This window comes from Pseudomonas ceruminis (assembly GCF_021602025.1).
Lineage (GTDB): Bacteria > Pseudomonadota > Gammaproteobacteria > Pseudomonadales > Pseudomonadaceae > Aquipseudomonas > Aquipseudomonas ceruminis.
Map to the genome: position 1 here is coordinate 60,140 of NZ_BQHW01000008.1, position 17,230 is coordinate 77,369.

Annotated in this window: 9 protein-coding genes; 2 read left to right on the top strand and 7 right to left on the bottom strand. The window is 64.6% G+C overall.

All coding sequences use genetic code 11. The annotated features are described in order from the left end of the window. The first annotated feature begins 88 nt into the window (after positions 1-88). Complete coding sequence (gene treS / locus L6D80_RS11760; RefSeq protein ID WP_176513710.1) at positions 89-3,406, top strand: maltose alpha-D-glucosyltransferase; 3,318 nt, start codon at positions 89-91, stop codon at positions 3,404-3,406. Continuing rightward, positions 3,407-5,617, top strand: a complete 2,211-nt coding sequence (glgB, locus tag L6D80_RS11765) for a 1,4-alpha-glucan branching protein GlgB (protein WP_176513707.1) — start codon at positions 3,407-3,409, stop codon at positions 5,615-5,617. A 56-nt stretch (positions 5,618-5,673) separates the two neighbouring features. On the opposite strand, the gene L6D80_RS11770 is transcribed toward glgB, so the two are convergent. The 7 genes from L6D80_RS11770 to treZ all read right to left on the bottom strand — a co-directional run bounded on the left by L6D80_RS11770 (position 5,674) and on the right by treZ (position 17,218). Continuing rightward, on the bottom strand, positions 5,674-6,750 hold the full coding sequence (locus L6D80_RS11770; protein WP_054901676.1) for an autotransporter domain-containing protein: 1,077 nt from the start codon (positions 6,748-6,750) through the stop codon (positions 5,674-5,676). A 315-nt stretch (positions 6,751-7,065) separates the two neighbouring features. Beyond that, positions 7,066-7,860 (bottom strand): endonuclease/exonuclease/phosphatase family protein, encoded by a 795-nt coding sequence (locus L6D80_RS11775; protein WP_054901675.1) that lies wholly within the window; start codon positions 7,858-7,860, stop codon positions 7,066-7,068. 157 nt (positions 7,861-8,017) lie between these two features. Next, complete coding sequence (gene glgX, locus L6D80_RS11780; protein WP_054901674.1) at positions 8,018-10,171, bottom strand: glycogen debranching protein GlgX; 2,154 nt, start codon at positions 10,169-10,171, stop codon at positions 8,018-8,020. A gap of 150 nt (positions 10,172-10,321) precedes the next feature. Continuing rightward, positions 10,322-10,624 (bottom strand): DUF2934 domain-containing protein, encoded by a 303-nt coding sequence (locus L6D80_RS11785; protein WP_176513704.1) that lies wholly within the window; start codon positions 10,622-10,624, stop codon positions 10,322-10,324. A gap of 14 nt (positions 10,625-10,638) precedes the next feature. Beyond that, positions 10,639-13,413 carry a malto-oligosyltrehalose synthase gene (locus L6D80_RS11790; protein ID WP_176513702.1) on the bottom strand — a complete coding sequence of 925 codons (2,775 nt, stop codon included), beginning with the start codon at positions 13,411-13,413 and terminating at the stop codon, positions 10,639-10,641. After that, positions 13,410-15,479: a 4-alpha-glucanotransferase gene (malQ, locus tag L6D80_RS11795; protein ID WP_176513698.1), complete on the bottom strand. Its 2,070-nt coding sequence runs from the start codon at positions 15,477-15,479 to the stop codon at positions 13,410-13,412. The genes L6D80_RS11790 and malQ overlap by 4 nt, the downstream gene beginning before the upstream one ends. Next, positions 15,476-17,218 (bottom strand): malto-oligosyltrehalose trehalohydrolase, encoded by a 1,743-nt coding sequence (gene treZ, locus L6D80_RS11800; RefSeq protein WP_054901670.1) that lies wholly within the window; start codon positions 17,216-17,218, stop codon positions 15,476-15,478. Before treZ ends, malQ begins: the two co-directional genes overlap by 4 nt. Between the last annotated feature and the right edge of the window lie 12 nt (positions 17,219-17,230).

The following is a 17,230-nucleotide window of genomic DNA, read 5'->3' on the forward strand; positions in this document are numbered from 1 at the left end:
CGTTGTAGGAGCGGGCTTGCCCCGCGAATGGGCTGCAAAGTAGCCACATGAGTCTCCACGGTTTTTGCAGAATTGAAAGGAGTCACCCATGGCCAAGCGTTCACGCCCGGCAGCCTTCATCGACGACCCGCTGTGGTACAAGGACGCCGTGATCTATCAGTTGCACATCAAGTCGTTTTTCGATGCCAACAACGACGGCATCGGCGACTTTGCAGGGTTGATCAGCAAGCTCGACTACATCGCCGACCTGGGCGTGAATACCCTCTGGCTGTTGCCGTTCTACCCCTCACCGCGACGTGACGATGGCTACGACATCGCCGAGTACAAGGCCGTGCACCCCGATTACGGCACCATGGCCGACGCCAGGCGTTTCATCGGCGAAGCGCACAGGCGGGGCTTGCGGGTGATCACCGAGCTGGTCATCAACCACACTTCCGACCAGCACCCCTGGTTCCAGCGCGCCCGCCATGCCAAGCGTGGCAGCAAGGCCCGGGACTTCTATGTGTGGTCCGACAACGACCAGAAATACGACGGCACGCGGATCATTTTCCTCGATACCGAGAAGTCCAACTGGACCTGGGACCCGGTGGCCGGGCAGTACTTCTGGCACCGTTTCTACTCGCACCAGCCAGACCTGAACTTCGACAACCCGCAGGTGCTCAAGGCGGTGATCGGGGTCATGCGCTTCTGGCTCGACCTTGGCGTCGATGGCCTACGCCTGGATGCCATCCCGTACCTGATCGAGCGTGACGGCACCAACAACGAGAACCTGCCCGAGACCCACAAGGTGCTCAAGGCCATTCGCGCCGAGATCGACGCCAACTACCCCGATCGCATGCTGCTGGCCGAGGCCAACCAGTGGCCCGAAGACACTCGCCCCTACTTTGGCGAGGGCGCCGGCGACGAGTGCCACATGGCCTTCCACTTCCCATTGATGCCGCGCATGTACATGGCCCTGGCCATGGAAGACCGCTTTCCGATCACCGACATCCTGCGCCAGACCCCGGAAATTCCCGCCAACTGTCAGTGGGCGATCTTCCTGCGCAACCATGATGAGCTGACTTTGGAGATGGTCACCGACCGCGAACGCGACTACCTGTGGAACTACTACGCCGAAGACCGCCGCGCGCGCATCAACCTCGGCATCCGCCGGCGCCTGGCGCCATTGCTGCAGCGCGATCGCCGGCGTATAGAGCTGCTCACCAGTTTGCTGCTGTCGATGCCCGGCACGCCCACCCTGTATTACGGGGATGAACTGGGCATGGGTGACAACATCTACCTGGGTGACCGCGACGGCGTGCGCACCCCCATGCAGTGGTCACCCGACCGCAATGGCGGCTTCTCCAAGGCCGACCCGCAGCGCCTGGTGCTGCCACCGATCATGGACCCGTTGTACGGCTACCAGACGGTCAACGTCGAGGCCCAGTCCCACGACCCCCATTCGCTGCTCAACTGGAACCGCCGCCTGCTGGCGGTGCGCAACCAGCAGAAAGCCTTCGGCCGCGGCAGCCTGCGCACCCTCACGCCCAGCAACCGGCGCATCCTGGCGTACATCCGCGAGTACACCGACGCCGAAGGCAACAGCGAAGTCATCCTCTGCGTCGCCAACGTTTCCCGGGCCGCGCAAGCCGCCGAGCTCGACCTGTCGCAATACGCCGACAAGGTGCCGGTGGAGATGCTCGGTGGCAGCGCCTTCCCGCCGATCGGCCAGTTGCCGTTTCTGCTGACCTTGCCGCCCTATGCCTTCTACTGGTTCCTGCTGGCGTCCCATGACCGCATGCCCAGCTGGCACGTTCAACCTACTGAGGGGTTGCCGGAATTGACTACATTGGTGCTACGCAAACGTATGGAGGAGCTGCTCGAAGCGCCTTCGCGCGATACCCTGCAAGAGGCGATCCTGCCGCAGTACCTGCCCAAGCGGCGTTGGTTCGCTGGCAAGGAAGGGCCGATCGACCAGGTGCGTCTGCGTTATGGCGTGCGCTTGAACACCGCCACCACACCGGTGCTGCTCAGCGAAATCGAAGTGCTCAGCGAGGGTGTGGCCAACCAGTACCAGTTGCCGTTCGGGTTCTTGCCTGAAGAACAGATCGCCAGTGCCCTGCCGCAACAACTTGCGCTTTCCAGGGTGCGGCGTGGCCGGCAGGTTGGCCTGATCACCGATGCCTTCGTGCTTGAGCCGTTCATCCGCGCTGTGCTGCGCGCCTGCCAGGACGGCATGCGCGTGCCGTGCGGCAACGCTCAGGGCGAACTGCGCTTCGCCTGCACCGGGCAATTGGCTGGCCTGGAGCTCACGCAGGACAGCACCGTGCGCTACCTGAGCGCCGAGCAATCCAACAGCTCGGTGGTGGTCGGCGACCGCCTGGTACTCAAGCTGATCCGCCGGGTCAACCCAGGCATCCACCCAGAACTGGAGATGAGCGCCTACCTTACCGCTGCCGGTTTTGCCAATATCTCGCCGTTGCTGGCGTGGGTCAGCCGTGTGGACGAGGCCAACGCCCCGCACCTGCTGATGATCGCCCAGGGCTACCTGAGCAACCAGGGCGATGCCTGGGCCTGGACCCAGAACACGCTGGAGCGCGCCATCCGTGATGAGATGGAGCCGTCCAGCAGTGATACCGAGGCACACACCGATGCCCTGGCCGAACTCAACGGCTTTGCCGCCTTGCTCGGCCAGCGCCTGGGCGAAATGCACCTGTTGCTGGCCGCGCCCACCGACGATGCGGCCTTCCAGCCGCGGCCCAGCGATCACGAGGACAGCGAACGCTGGAGCCGGCAGATCAGCGCCGAGCTCAACCATGCCCTTGATCTGCTGGTACAGCACCGCGACCACCTCGACAGCGACAGCCAGGCCCTGGTCGACGACCTGCAGCAGCAACGCGACGGCCTCACCCAGCACATCGCCAACCTCGCCGGCCTGGCCCAGGGCGGCCTGTTGATGCGCGTGCATGGCGACCTGCACCTGGGCCAGGTGCTGGTCGTGCAGGGCGATGCCTACCTGATTGATTTCGAGGGTGAACCCTCGCGCCCGCTGGACGAGCGCCGGGCCAAGCACAGCCCGTACAAGGATGTCAGCGGCGTGCTGCGCTCCTTCGACTATGCTGCTGCCATGGTCCTGCGCAGCGCCTCGACGGTAGACCTCTGCGAGGCGGCGCGGCAGGCTCGTCAGCGGGTCGCCCGGCAGTACCTGCACCAGTCCCGCCACGCCTTCGTCGAAGCCTATGGCCTGGCCACCGCCGCGATGCCCCACGCCTGGCAACAGGCCGAGGGCGAGCGCGCGGCACTGGAGCTGTTCTGCCTGGAAAAGGCTGCCTACGAGATCACTTACGAAGCCGAAAACCGTCCGAGCTGGCTGGCCGTGCCTTTGCATGGCCTGCATGGCCTGATCAGTACCTGGGGAGAGTCATAGATGAATGCAACCACGCGTGATAACGGTGGCCTTCGGCAGCGGGAGCTCGATGCCCTTGCCCGCGCCGAGCACGCTGATCCTTTTGCCGTACTTGGCCCCCATGACGATGGCGCGGGCGGCGTGTGGGTGCGGGCGTTCCTGCCCACGGCCCTGAGCGCCCGGATCCTTTCCCGCCATGATGGCCGCGTGCTCGCGGAAATGGTCCAAGGCAGCCTGCCGGGCCTGTTCACGGCGCGCCTGGATGACGCACAGGCGTACCTGCTGCACATCGGCTGGGCCGGTGGCGAGCAGGTCACCGAGGACCCGTACAGCTTCGGCCCGCAGCTGGGTGACGTTGACCTGCACCTGTTCGCCGAAGGCAACCACCGTGACCTGTCCGGGCGCTTTGGTGCGCAACCGACTCAGGTCGATGGCGTCGACGGTGTATGTTTCTCGGTGTGGGCGCCGAATGCGCGGCGGGTTTCAGTGGTCGGCGACTTCAACAACTGGGACGGCCGCCGCCACCCGATGCGCCTGCGCCATGGTGCGGGTGTATGGGAACTGTTCATCCCTCGCCTAGGGGTCGGCGAAACCTACAAGTTCGAAGTGCTGGGCAAGGAAGGCGTGCTGCCGCTCAAGGCCGACCCGCTGGCCCGCGCCACCGAACTGCCGCCCAGCACCGCGTCGAAGGTGGCCGGCGAGCTCAGCCACCCCTGGCAGGACCATGAATGGATGGAGCAGCGCGCGCAGCGCCACGCCTACAGCGCGCCGCTGTCAATCTACGAGCTGCACGCCGGTTCCTGGCAGTGCGAGCTGGATGACCTGGGCGAAGTGTCGCGTTTCTACAACTGGCGTGAACTGGCCGAACGCCTGGTGCCATACGTGCAACAGCTCAACTTTACCCACATCGAGCTGCTTCCGATCATGGAACACCCGTTCGGGGGCTCTTGGGGCTACCAGCCTTTGTCGATGTTCGCACCCACCTCGCGCTATGGCACGGCAGAAGATTTCGCAGCGTTCATCGATGCCTGCCACCAAGGCGGCATCGGCGTGATCCTCGACTGGGTGCCGGCGCATTTCCCCACCGATGAACATGGCCTGGCGCGCTTTGACGGCACGGCGTTGTACGAATACGACAACCCCCTGGAGGGCTTTCACCAGGACTGGAACACGCTGATCTACAACCTGGGCCGCAATGAAGTGCGTGGCTTCATGCTGGCCTCGGCGCTGCACTGGCTCAAGCACTTCCATATCGACGGCCTGCGTGTCGATGCGGTGGCCTCGATGCTGTATCGCGATTATTCACGAAAGGCGGGCGAATGGGTGCCCAACCGCCACGGCGGGCGCGAGAACCTGGAGGCCATTGACTTCATCCGCCACCTCAACGGCGTGGCGGCACTCGAAGCCCCTGGCGCACTGATCATCGCCGAAGAGTCCACGGCGTGGCCCGGCGTCAGCCAGCCGACCCAGCAAGGGGGCCTGGGCTTTGCCTACAAATGGAACATGGGCTGGATGCACGACACCCTGCATTACATCCAGAACGACCCCATCCACCGTACCTACCACCACAATGAAATGAGTTTCGGCCTGATCTACGCCTACTCCGAACATTTCATCCTGCCCATTTCCCACGATGAAGTGGTGCATGGCAAGCATTCGCTGATCGACAAAATGCCGGGTGACCGCTGGCAGAAGTTTGCCAACCTGCGTGCTTACCTGACGTTCATGTGGACCCACCCCGGCAAGAAGCTGCTATTCATGGGTTGTGAATTCGGCCAGTGGCGTGAGTGGAACCATGATCAGCAGTTGGACTGGTACCTGTTGCAATACCCTGAGCACCAAGGCGTGCAGCGCCTGGTGAGTGACCTCAACCGCCTGTATCGCGAGCTGCCAGCCCTGCACGAGCAGGATTGCCAGCCCCAGGGCTTCCAGTGGTTGATTGGCGATGACGCGCACAACTGCGTGTACGCCTGGCTGCGCTGGAGCAGCCAGGGCGAACCGCTGCTGGTGGTGGCCAACTTCACCCCGGTGCCGCGTGAGGGGTACCGGATCGGTGTGCCGTTCGGCGAGCGCTGGCAGGAACTGCTCAACAGTGACGCCGGGCTGTATGCCGGGTCCAATGTGGGCAACCTGGGGGCGGTGGAGAGCGAGCAGGTTGCCAGCCATGGCCAGCCGCTGTCGCTGGCCCTGAACCTGCCGCCGCTCGGGGTGCTGGTGATGAAGCCGGCCTGATGGGTAGTCTGGCCCGGCCGCTTTGCGGGGCAGCCCGCGAAGCGGCCGGAACGGGCTCACCAGCGCATCCGTACACCCAGGCTACCGATCAACCCATTCAAGTCATTGTCATCCACATCGCTGCTGTAATCGGCACTGACAAACAACGCCACCGAAGGCGTCACCCGTGCCACCAGGCCCAACCCCAATTCCACCGTGGTCGAATAGCGCGAACTCGAGATCTTGTCGACCTGGTCCAGCTTGACCTCGTCGGCGTTGCTGAAGTCGTACCAGACGTTGGTTCGTACATAGGGCTCGATGGGCATCCCTCGCACTTCGTAGCGTCCGGACAGCTTGGCACCCACGCGCCCACTCCAGCTGGGCTGGCTGTCGAAGGCTTTCAAGGTGTCAGCCTGCACCTGGTTGCCCGGGAAGAACTGCTGGTTGATCAACTGGGCCTGGGGTTCGATCACCCAACTGCCGCCCAGGCGGATCGGGTAGCCACCCTCAACGGAAAAGGTCATCGCGTGGCCGGAGTCATCCAGGCGCTTGCCGCTGTCGCCGCGGCCCATCACATCGATTCGCGAGCCCATCGCCACGGCATCGAGGTGCCAACCCTGTTCATGGGTCATGCTCCAATACACGCCCAAGCTCTCGCCGCTGAGGTTGACCGCATTGCGCTGCTTGTCGCCCAGCAGCGGGCGGGTGCCGCTGAAGCTGCTTTGCAAGTTGTTATGGCCAACGAAAATCCCGGCGCGGTGTACGTTACCGTCGCCCGTCTCACGCACGAACAGGTCCGGGCCAATCAGCAGTTGCTGGCTGGGCGTTTCCAGTTGGTCGGGTGCTTGTGCGCCAGGGCGAGGGGAACCGGGGAAGAACTGCGTCCACTGGCTGGCCATCAGGTCGGGCACCGCCTGACCATGGCGTTGTCCCATCTTGTCGGAAAACGCCGTCAACATGCCCTGGTTCAGGCCACTGGCGCTGACGGGGTCAAGCGACAGGTGCGGCACCGCCGATTGCTGCAGGAAGCCGGGCGAGCCGGGGTCGTCCCGCAATTCGAACGCGAAGGTTTCCACCGGGGTTGCCAGAAGCATCGACGTGGAAACCGCGTAGAAAATACGATCGAAGCGCAGCGGATTCGAGGTTCTTTTCATGGCGGATCTCCTCTGTTTTTGTTGTACAGCCAAGGTCTGGCCTGTTGTCACGAGCTGTACGACAAAAACAGAGGGCGACCCAAACCAGCACGCCAGCGTTCGCGAGCGCGCACGAAGGCGCGAGCTAGAGGCCCGGCGCAACGTTTTATTGCGAGTGATACTGTTCAGCTAAGGAGAGGACGGGGGTTGCGTCAAGAAAGCGTGAAAGGTTCGTGGCGCCTGCGTATTCGCTATCATCCCGTTGATTTCACGAACAAATGCCGGTGGGATAGCCCGCTTCGCTATTTGCCGCCAGGCTGCTATGCCGAATCATTGTTACAGGTGCACTTCAACCGCCAGCGGCAAATGGTCGGAAAGGTGCGTCCAAGGTTTGTGCGCCAGAATCTGCGGCGCATGGCTATCGGCATTGCGCAGGTAAATCCGATCCAGGCGCAGCAGGGGCAAGCGGGCAGGGTAGGTGCGGGCGAGCAGGCCGTGATGGCGCTCGAAAGCCTCGTGCAGGTCGCGCTGCAGGCCCAAGGTGCGGTTGCCTCGCAGTTGCCAGTCGTTGAAGTCACCGGCAATGATCACCGGGGCATCCTCGGGCAGCGCATCGAGCAGTTGTCGTAGCAGGTGCAGCTGTTTTTGCCGGTGGCTTTCAAGCAATGACAGGTGCACGCAGATCGCATGCACCTGTTGCTTGCCGGGTACATCGAGGATGCAATGCAACAGGCCCCGACGTTCCGGCCCGGTGATCGACACGTCGAGGTTGCGGTGCTCGATGATGGGGTATTTGGACAGCAGTGCATTACCGTGGTGGCCGTCGGGGTAGACCGCATTGCGGCCGTAGGCGAAGTCGCTCCACATGCTGTCGGCAAGAAATTCGTATTGCGAGGTCTGCGGCCAGCCGGGGTAGCGCGTGGCGTGTCGGTCGTGGCTGCCAAGCACTTCCTGAAGGAAGACGATATCGGCCTGGGTACTGCGCACCGCTTCGCGCAGTTCCGGCAGGATGAAGCGCCGGTTGAACGCGGTGAAACCCTTGTGGGTATTGACCGTCAATACCCGCAGGCGATGCACGGCGGGCGCCTGGCTGACGTTGGCGAAACCTGGACTGCCGGTTTCGAGCTTCACGTTGGCTCCTGTTTGTCCTGACTGAAAACACCACCCAACCTCAGTGGGCAGGGCCCGCGAATACGCCAGTTGTGTCACCAACGTCTTCGCGGGTCAGCCCGTTGCCAGAGGTTCGGCGGGGCAACTATTACCTAGGACCGGCCTTCATCGCTTGCGTTCAGTCCTCCTCGTGCTGCAACACCATCAGCAGGAATGAGCGCCCGGTGACCTCGAAGGTACTGTCGAACTGCAGGTGCTGGCCCTTGCGCAGCTCCGGCCGGTCGGTGTCCACCAGGCAGCTCCAGTAGTCGCCTTCAGGCACAGCCGGTAACAGGAATGGCACCGTGTCATGGTGGGCGTTGACGATCAGCAGCACGGTTGCCTCCGCGCCTGGCCGGGCGATGCCACTGACCTGCGCTCGCCCGTCGATCAGCATGCCCAGGCAGCGGCCATGGGGATCTTCCCATTGCTCGACGCTCATCTCGTTGCCGTCCGGTGCCAACCAGGTGACATCTTTGACGCCGATGGCTTCGTTGTAGTCGCCAACCAGAAAACGCGAGCGGCGTAGCACCGGGTAGGCCAGGCGCAGGCGGGTCAGGCGTTTGACAAAGGCCAGCAGCTCCTTGCCTTGCTCGTCCAAGTCCCAGTTGACCCAGCCGATCTCGCTGTCCTGGCAGTAGGCGTTGTTGTTGCCGTGCTGGGTGCGGCTGAATTCGTCACCGGCGACGATCATCGGCGTGCCTTGGGCCAGCAGCAGCGTGGCGAAGAAGTTGCGCATCTGGCGCATGCGCAGCGCGTTGATCTCGGGGTCGTCAGTGGGGCCTTCGGCGCCGCAGTTCCATGACAGGTTGTTGTCGGTGCCGTCCTGGTTGTTCTCGTCGTTGTCTTCATTGTGCTTGCTGTTGTACGACACCAGGTCGCGCAGTGTGAAGCCATCATGAGCGGTAACGAAGTTGACGGAGGCGTAGGGGCGTCGGCCACGGTTGTTGAACATGTCACCGGAGGCGGTCATGCGCGAGGCAAAGTCGGCCAACTGGCCCTCGTCGCCTTTCCAGAACGCGCGAACGGTATCGCGAAAACGGTCGTTCCATTCAGCCCAGCCTGGGGCGAAGTTCCCCACCTGGTAGCCACCGGGGCCGCAGTCCCAAGGCTCGGCGATCAGTTTGACCTGGCTGAGCATCGGGTCCTGGCGGCAGGCGACGAGGAAACCGTGACGTTCGCTGTAGCCGTCATGGTAACGGCCAAGAATGGTCGCCAGGTCGAAGCGGAAGCCGTCCACATGCATTTCGCCGGCCCAGTAGCGCAACGAGTCGGTCACCAGCTGCAGCACGCACGGGTGGCTGAGGTCGAGGGTGTTGCCGGTGCCGGAGTCGTTGATGTAGTAGCGTTTGTCATCGGGCATCAGCCGATAGTACGAGGCGTTGTCGATACCGCGCATGGAGAGGGTAGGGCCGCGCTCGTTGCCTTCGGCGGTGTGGTTGTAGACCACATCCAGAATCACCTCCAGGCCCGCATCGTGCAGGTGCGCGACCATTTCCTTGAACTCGGCGATCTTGCCACTGGCCAGGTAGCGTGGGTGCGGTGCAAAAAAGGCGATGCTGTTGTAGCCCCAGTAATTGTTAAGGCCCTTGTCGAGCAGGTGCTGGTCGTTGACAAAGGCATGGATTGGCAGCAGCTCGATGCTCGACACGCCCAGGTCCTTGATGTGCTTGAGCAACTCGTCGTTGGCCAGGCCCGCGAAGGTGCCGCGCAAGGCTTCCGGCACGGCGGGGTGGCGCATGCTGATGCCGCGGGTGTGCGCTTCGTACAGGATCGTGCGCTCCCAAGGGATCTGTACCCGCTGGTCGCGTCCCCAGGTGAATGCCGGGTCGATGACCTTGCATTTGGGTACGAAGGGCGCGCTATCACGCTCATCGAACGACAGGTCGCCGTCGGGGTGACCAATGGTGTAGCCGAACAGGGCCTCGGACCACTTCAGGCTACCGACCAACTGTTTGGCATAAGGGTCGATCAGCAGCTTGTGGTGATTGAAGCGGTGGCCGTTCTCCGGCTCGTAGGGCCCGTACACACGGTAGCCGTAGACCAGCCCGGGGTGGGCGTCGGGCAGGTAGCCGTGGTAGATCTCATCGGTGTACTCGGGCAGTTCGATGCGCTCGAGCTCTTTCTCGCCGGTGGAGTCGAACAGGCACAGTTCGACCTTGGTTGCGTTGGCCGAGAACAGCGCGAAGTTGACCCCCAGGCCGTCCCACGTGGCGCCGAGGGGGAAAGGCATGCCTTCGCGAATGCGCGAAGGCGCGACGGAGCGATTTTTCTTTGGGGTGCGGGGGCTCATGGCAGTCCTCGGATGGCCGTATAAAGGGGGAGAAGTTGCAACAGTAGCGGCCTGTCGCCGGCGGGCCGGCTCCCACACAAACCCGCTGTCATCAAAGGATCACCGGTGTATCTGTGGGGCCGCCTTGTCGGCGATAAGGCCGCTACAGGCTCAGTCTGCGGCGGTCTTTTTCACTGCACTGGGCTTTTTCGCAGCGGCCGGTTTCACACCGGGCAACGCTGCTGCCTTGGGCTCGGCAGGCGCCTTGGGCTTGGCGGCTGCCTTGGGCTCTGCAGACGCCTTGGGCTTGGCAGGTGCCTTCTTGCGCGGTGCAGCCTTGGGTGCCAGCGCCTCGGCCTCGGCCAGCTTGCGGGCCATTTCCCAGTGGCGTTCCTCCTCGCCCTCAGGTTTACCTTCCGACTCCCAGATCTGGTAGGCGAATTCGCGGATTCGTTTCTCATCGACACTCATCATGACGCTCCTGATGCTCAAGATTGTTGTATCAACACATTGACCGGAAATTCCGACAGCACGGCGCTTAACATCAGCTCCTTTGAAGGGCTGACCGCAGCGCTGGGAAAAAGTCCCGTCGAGTTGGCAGGCGACAAGGCAAACGGCAAAATCACCCGGGTATCGTCCCAGTTCTGTGCCGGGATCAACGGTACGGAGGCGCCGCCCAGCAGGCCGCTGGCCAGGCGCGGGGCAACAACGATGGCGCGTTCGCCTTCACCCAGGCGGGCAAAGGCCACTACTTTGTCGGCGTGCCGGCCCTGAACGCTCAGCGGCAGGTAGGCACCGCGCCGGAACAGTTCGGCATGCGCCTGGCGGCAGTCCAGCACCCGCGAAACCAAGGCCTGTTTGATACGGCCGTCGCGCCAATGCGTGAGCAGCTCGATGGGTGGCGTGGCGTCGTCCAGGGTGCGACGCCTGCAAGCGTAGTCCACAGGGCGACGGTTGTCCGGGTCGACCAGGCTGAAATCCCAGTACTCATTGCCCTGGTACAGATCGGGCACGCCAGGCACGGTCATGCGCAGCAGCGCCTGAGCCAAGCCATTGACGGCGCCGGGGCAGGCAATCAACTGCGCGGCATCGGCCAGTGACTGGCGCAGTTGCTGGTTTTCGCGACCGAGCAACACTCCATCGATGTAGGCTGCACAGGCGCCTTCATAGGCCTCATTCGGCGCGCTCCAGCTGCTGCGCAGCTTAGCCTCGCGCAGCGCCTTCTGTTGCCATTGGCGGATACGTTCGGCGTACTGCTGCAAGGCGTTGGCGTCGTTCAGGTCGAGCGTCAGGGGCCAACTGCCAAGCAGCGTCTGTAACAGCAGCAATTCATCGCCCGGGCTCGGCGCCAAGCCATCGTCCAGCTGCGCGCGCAGGGGGGCGGCCAGCTCGCGCCAGTGCTCTACCCGGCTGGCGAACCAGGGACCGCGCTCACTCAACACCGCCAGGCGCGCACGGGTGTCCTCGCCGCGCTTGTGGTCATGGGTAGCGGTGGCTAACAGGTTGTCGGGGAAGTCACGCAGGCGCCGCTGGGCTTCGTTGTGGAAATACTCGGGGCCGGCACTGAAGCGCTCGGCCTCGAAGCCGACGTCGTTGCGCGACAGCAGTCGGGCAGAGCGGTAGAAGCTGGTGTCTTCCACAGCCTTGGCGGCGCTGGGTGCAGTGAGCTGTTGAAAGCGCACGCAGGCATGGCGCAGGTGCTTGCGTGGCCGGCCCGGTGGCAGCGAGCGCCAAGGTTGGCCACCCAGCCATTGTTCGAGCTGCTCGAGCAGTGGCCAGTCGGCTTCACCGAGGTCCTGGCGGGCATTGCTCAAGGCCTGCTGGAAGAAACGTTCATCCTCTGCCGGGCGGCCGCAGGCATTGAAGTAGGTGCGGTACACCGGGTAGTGCGCAACCAGCGCCTGTAATGCACGGCGGATGGCGCCGAGGGTCAGGTCGCGGGTCATCAGGTCGTCGCGCGCCACCTGCAGCAGGGCCTGGGCCACCGATTCGCAGTCGCCGGCGAGGGTGCCATTGAGCACCAAGTGGCGGGCCAGGCGTACCTCTTCGGCAAATGCCGGGCGCTCGCTGACAGTGGCCCACAGTTCGGTCAGCGGCGCTTCGCCCGCCGGGTCGTGCTGCAGCAGCGACACCTGGTTCATGAACTCGTAGCCGGTGGTACCGTCGGTGAGCCAGTCACGGTGCAGGTGCTCGCCGCTGCCCAGGATCTTTTCCACGTAAATCGGGAAGTGCTCCAGCGCCGCCGCCAGGGGGCGCCGGGCGAGCAGGCTATCGACCCGCCGGCGCAGTTTGCGGCAGTAGCCGCGCGGGTCGGCCAAGCCGTCGATGTGGTCGATCCGCAGGCCGTCCACCAGGCCGCGCTCGATCAGCTCGAACAGCTTGGCATGGGTGGCCTCGAACACCTCCGAGCGCTCCACCCGCAGGCCGCCCAGTTCGTTGATGTCGAAGAAGCGCCGCCAGTTGATGTCGTCGGCGGCCGTGCGCCAGCTGGCCAGGCGGTAGGTCTGGCGCTCGAGCAGCAGGTGCAGGCGTTTCAGGCCGTTTTCGCTGCGGCTGTCGAAGGCCACCAAGGCAGACGCCAGGTCGGCGCCTTCGCCTACCAGGCGCGCCAGCTCGGCCTGCAACGGCACCGCCGCAGCCAAGGGCTCGGGCGCGTCGCCCAGGGCAGTGAAATGCTCGGCCAGGGCTTGCAGCGCGGGCGTGGGGCTTAGTGACAGGATCCAGCCGTAATCGATCGGGCAGATTGGAAAACGGTGCTCGTAGTGGGCGACCTGCAGCACGCCGTGCTCGGCATCGAACTGTAGCGGGATATCGCCGTTTTTCAGCGCTGCACCGTAGTCGCTGCCAAGAAACGGCAACAACAGCTGGCCAGCCAGTAGCGGGTCGCTGGAGTGCCACTGGATGTCGAAGAACGTTGCATAAGGGCTGCGTCGCCCCCAGGCCAGCAGGCTTTGCCACCACGGGTTATCCGCCCCCCCCACCGCCATGTGGTTGGACACGGTGTCGAGGATCAGCCCCATGCCGTGCTGGCGCAAGGCAGCGACCAGGCGTTGCAGGGCCGCCTCGCCGCCGAGCTCCGGGTTGACCTGGGTAGGGTCGACCACATCGTAGCCGTGGCGCGAACCTGCGCGGGCCTTGAGCAGGGGGGAAGCGTACAGGTGGCTGATGCCCAACTGGGCGAAATAGGGCACCAGGGGCAGGGCATCGTCGAGGGTGAAGTCACTGTGAAGTTGCAGGCGCAGGGTCGCGGTCAAGGGTTTCATCGGTCACGCTCCCAGGCTTGTTCGCGCGCTTGGGCCAGCAGCTCCAGGCGGCGCGCGGCGTCTTCATCGTCGAGCAGTTCACGGGCTGGCACGGCAAAGCGTCGGCGCCAGTTGGGGTGGCCCTCGGTGGTGCCGGGCAAGTTGGGTTGCTCGTCGTTGCCGAGCAGGTCTTCCAGCGGAATCAGCACCAGCGGCGCGCGGGTGTGGCCGACGTAGCGGATGGCAGCATCGATCAAGGCATCATCGTCCGGTTGTGGGCCATAGTTGCTTTCCAGGGTGCGGCGCAGGCCGTTTTGCTCGGCCTGGCGGGTTTGGCGCCAGTGTTGTTCGGTGGTGGTGTCGATCAGTTGCAGGCGGTGGCTCCAGTCAATGTCGCGGCTTTGCAGCCAGCCGGCCAGAGGCGCCAGGTCATGGGTCCCGGTGGTGGCCAGGGCGTTGTCCGGCCAGTCCAGAAGCGGTGTGAAGTGGCCGGGCTGGGTTTGTTCGAAAGGCAGTACGCGCATGCCCAGCACGGCCTTGTCTGCCAGTTGTTCCCGCAGGCCTGCCGGCACCGTGCCGAGGTCTTCGCCAAGGATGATTGCCTGGTGGCGTACCGACTCCAGGGCCAGCAGGCGCAGCAAGTCTTCCAGCGGGAAGTTCAGGTAGGCACCTTCGCTGGGCTTGCAGCCGCGCGGGATCAGCCACAAACGGCGCAGGCCCATGGCGTGGTCGATGCGCAGCCCACCGGCATGGGCCAGGTTGGCCCGCAACATTTCAATGAATGCACGGTAGCCGTTGCGCTTGAGGCCTTCGGGGGAGAATGCGCAGATCCCCCAGTCTTGGCCTGCGCGGTTGAGGATGTCGGGCGGGGCGCCGACCTTGAGGTTGGCCAGCAGCTCATCCTGACGGCTCCAGGCCTGGCTGCCGGCACCGTCGGCACCCACCGCCAGGTCGGCGATCAGGCCCACCGCCATGCCATTGCCGCGTGCGGCCTCCTGAGCGCGCTGCACGCTGCGTTCGCTTAGCCATTGGCAGAACGCATGAAACTCTACCTTGGCCGGGTGGCTGTTGGCGAAGGCCTCCACCTCCGGGTGGTATGGGTCGTGCCAGGCGCTGGGCCAGTTGCGCCAGTCGGCCCCCAGGCCGTGGCTCACGGCGTGGGCCTGCAGCACTTCGAAGCGGCAATGGTGCTCCAGGGCCTGGCCGCCCGCCTTGCGAAAACTGTCGAAGTCTTTGCGTTGAGGGTGGTCGCCCTGGCTGAAGTCCTGGTACAGCGCCTCGAGCAGGCGCAAGCGGGCATCGACGGCCTGAGGCCAGTCAACCAGCGGGCGCTGCTCCAGCGCTTCGAGCAGTTGCTCAAGCCCGCAGCTTTCGATCGCCATGCGCACGGCGCGCTCGCCCAGCACTGCGGCGGGGCTGGCGTAGAGGGTGTTGAGCAGCAGTCGGCTGGAGGGTGAATAGGGGCTGTAGTGCTGCTGGTCGACCATCGACAGCGCATGGATCGGGCTGATCGCCAAGGCATCGGCGCCGCGCTCGGCGGCGCTGCGGGCCAGTTGTTCCAATGCCAGGCAATCGCCATAACCGCCATCGCCTGGGCGGCGCAGGCTGTAAAGCTGGACCGCCAGGCCCCAGCAGCGTGGGGGGGATTGCTCGACGGCATCCTCCAGGCTGTAACAGCGCTGCGGGGCTACGGCCAAGGTGAACGTGCGGCCTTCGATCTGGACACGGTGGTAGCCCACTGGCAGATCACCGGGCAGGCGAGCCTGGGTGTCGAGGGCGAGCTCCCGTACGCTTTCATCTTCCAGGGTGCAGCGCACGGCGGCGCCTGGGCTGAAGTAGCGCGCCAGCGCCACTGGCCTGCCCAGGTCGGCGGTCAGCAGCGGCGGCAGGTGTTGGCTGTCTTCGGCGGCCTCGACGCTTTGCAGGCTGGCGCGCAGGGCGCTGTCATCACTGGCCGGATGGCCCAGCCCCTCGAGTACCTTGCGCAGTACCTCATCGGTTACCTGTTGGGGTCGGTCGTTGGCGTCGATCCAGTCGCGGGCCAGCCCGACGCGGGCGGCCAAGCGGTGCAGGGCGTTTTCGCTCATGGGCTCTCCTGGCCAGGTGCAAGCAGGCTGATCACGCAGCTGTACGCGGACAGTGCGGTGTCGGGGTGCTGGGTGTCGCTGCTGTCGAACAGGCGGTGCTCGGCAGCGGGCAGTGTCGTGGGTTGCGGCGTGGCGGCCAGGTTCAGGTCGATGCGCAGCACAGTGCCGTTGCCAAGGCGCCAACGTGCGCTCAGCGCCTTGTCGCCCAGCACCTGGGCGCCCAGGGCGCGGCTGCCGGGCAGGTGGGGGATGACATGCTGCCGACGCAGGTCGAGCAACTGCTGATAGAGGCCGTGCCAGCCGGCGATCACCTCTTTGCGCTGGGGCCTGGAGGCTTCGAAGGTCTGCTCGGCATTGGGGTCGGGGATGCGTTCGCGCTGTTCAGGGTCGGCGAATGCCGCGAAATGGGCGAACTCGCCGCGCCGGCCTTCGCGCACGGCATCGGCCAGCGCGTCGTGAAAATCGGTAAAGAACAAGAAGGGCCGACAGCTGCCATCGTCATCGCCCATGAACAGCAGCGGGATCATCGGCGACAGCAGCAACAGGCCGGTGGCCGCTCGCAGGGCTGCAGGTGGGCACAGGCGGGTCAGGCGTTCGCCCAGTGCGCGGTTGCCGATCTGGTCGTGGTTCTGCAGGAACAGCACGAACGCGCTGGGCTCGAGGTGCCCACTGGGCTCGCCGCGCGGTATGCCGTGGCGGTTGGCTTGCCCCTGGAACACGAAGCCTTCGGACAGGCAGCGGGCCAGCTTGTCGATCGGCTGCACCTGGTAATCGGCGTAGTAGCCTTCGGTTTCGCCGGTCAGCAACACGTGCAGGGCGTTGTGGCCGTCGTCGTTCCACTGCGCATCAAAGCCCTGCTCGAGGAGAAACGCCTGGTTGTGTTCGTTTTCCAGCACCAGCCACACGTGCCGCCCAGGCTCGACTGCCGCACGTACCCGCTGTGCCAGTTCGATGAGGAAGTCAGGTTGGTCGATGGCATGCACGGCGTCCAGGCGCAGGCCATCGCAGCGGTAGTCGCACAGCCACATCAGGGCGTTCTGGATGAAGTATTCGCGCACTTGCGGGCGACGGAAGTCGATGGCTGCCCCCCAGGGTGTCTGCCGGTCTTCACGGAAGAACGGGCTGGCGTACTGGTGCAGGTAATTGCCGTCGGGGCCGAAATGGTTGTACACCACGTCCACCAGCACCATCAGGCCCTGGCCGTGGGCATGGTCGACCAGCGCACAAAGTTGCTCGGGGCTGCCGTAACTGTGTTGTGGTGCATAGGGCAGCACACCGTCATAGCCCCAGTTGCGTTCGCCTGGGAACTGCCCCAGGGGCATCAGCTCGATGGCGCTAATGCCTAACTCGGCCAGGCGTGGCAGGTGGCGGGCAACGCCTTCGTAACCCTCAAGCACGCCGACGTGCAGTTCCTGGATCACTGCCTCGTGCCAAGGCCGGCCCTGCCACGGGTGTTGCCAGGCGTAGGCCTGGGTGTCCACCACTTGGCTGGGCCCCTGCACGCCCTCGGGCTGGTAGCGCGACGCTGGGTCGGCCACCTGCAGCGTGCCATCGATACGGTAGTGGTAACGGTCACCGGCCTGACACGGAGCGACCCCCGTGTACCAGCCATCCTCTGCGGGCAGCAACGCGATGGGCGGTTGCTGCTCCAGTTCCAAGCTCACGCTGCGCGCATCGGGCGCCCACAGGGCGAAGCGCGCCGACGTGGCGTCCAGCAGGTGTGCGCCATGCCTGTGCATCTTCGATTCTCC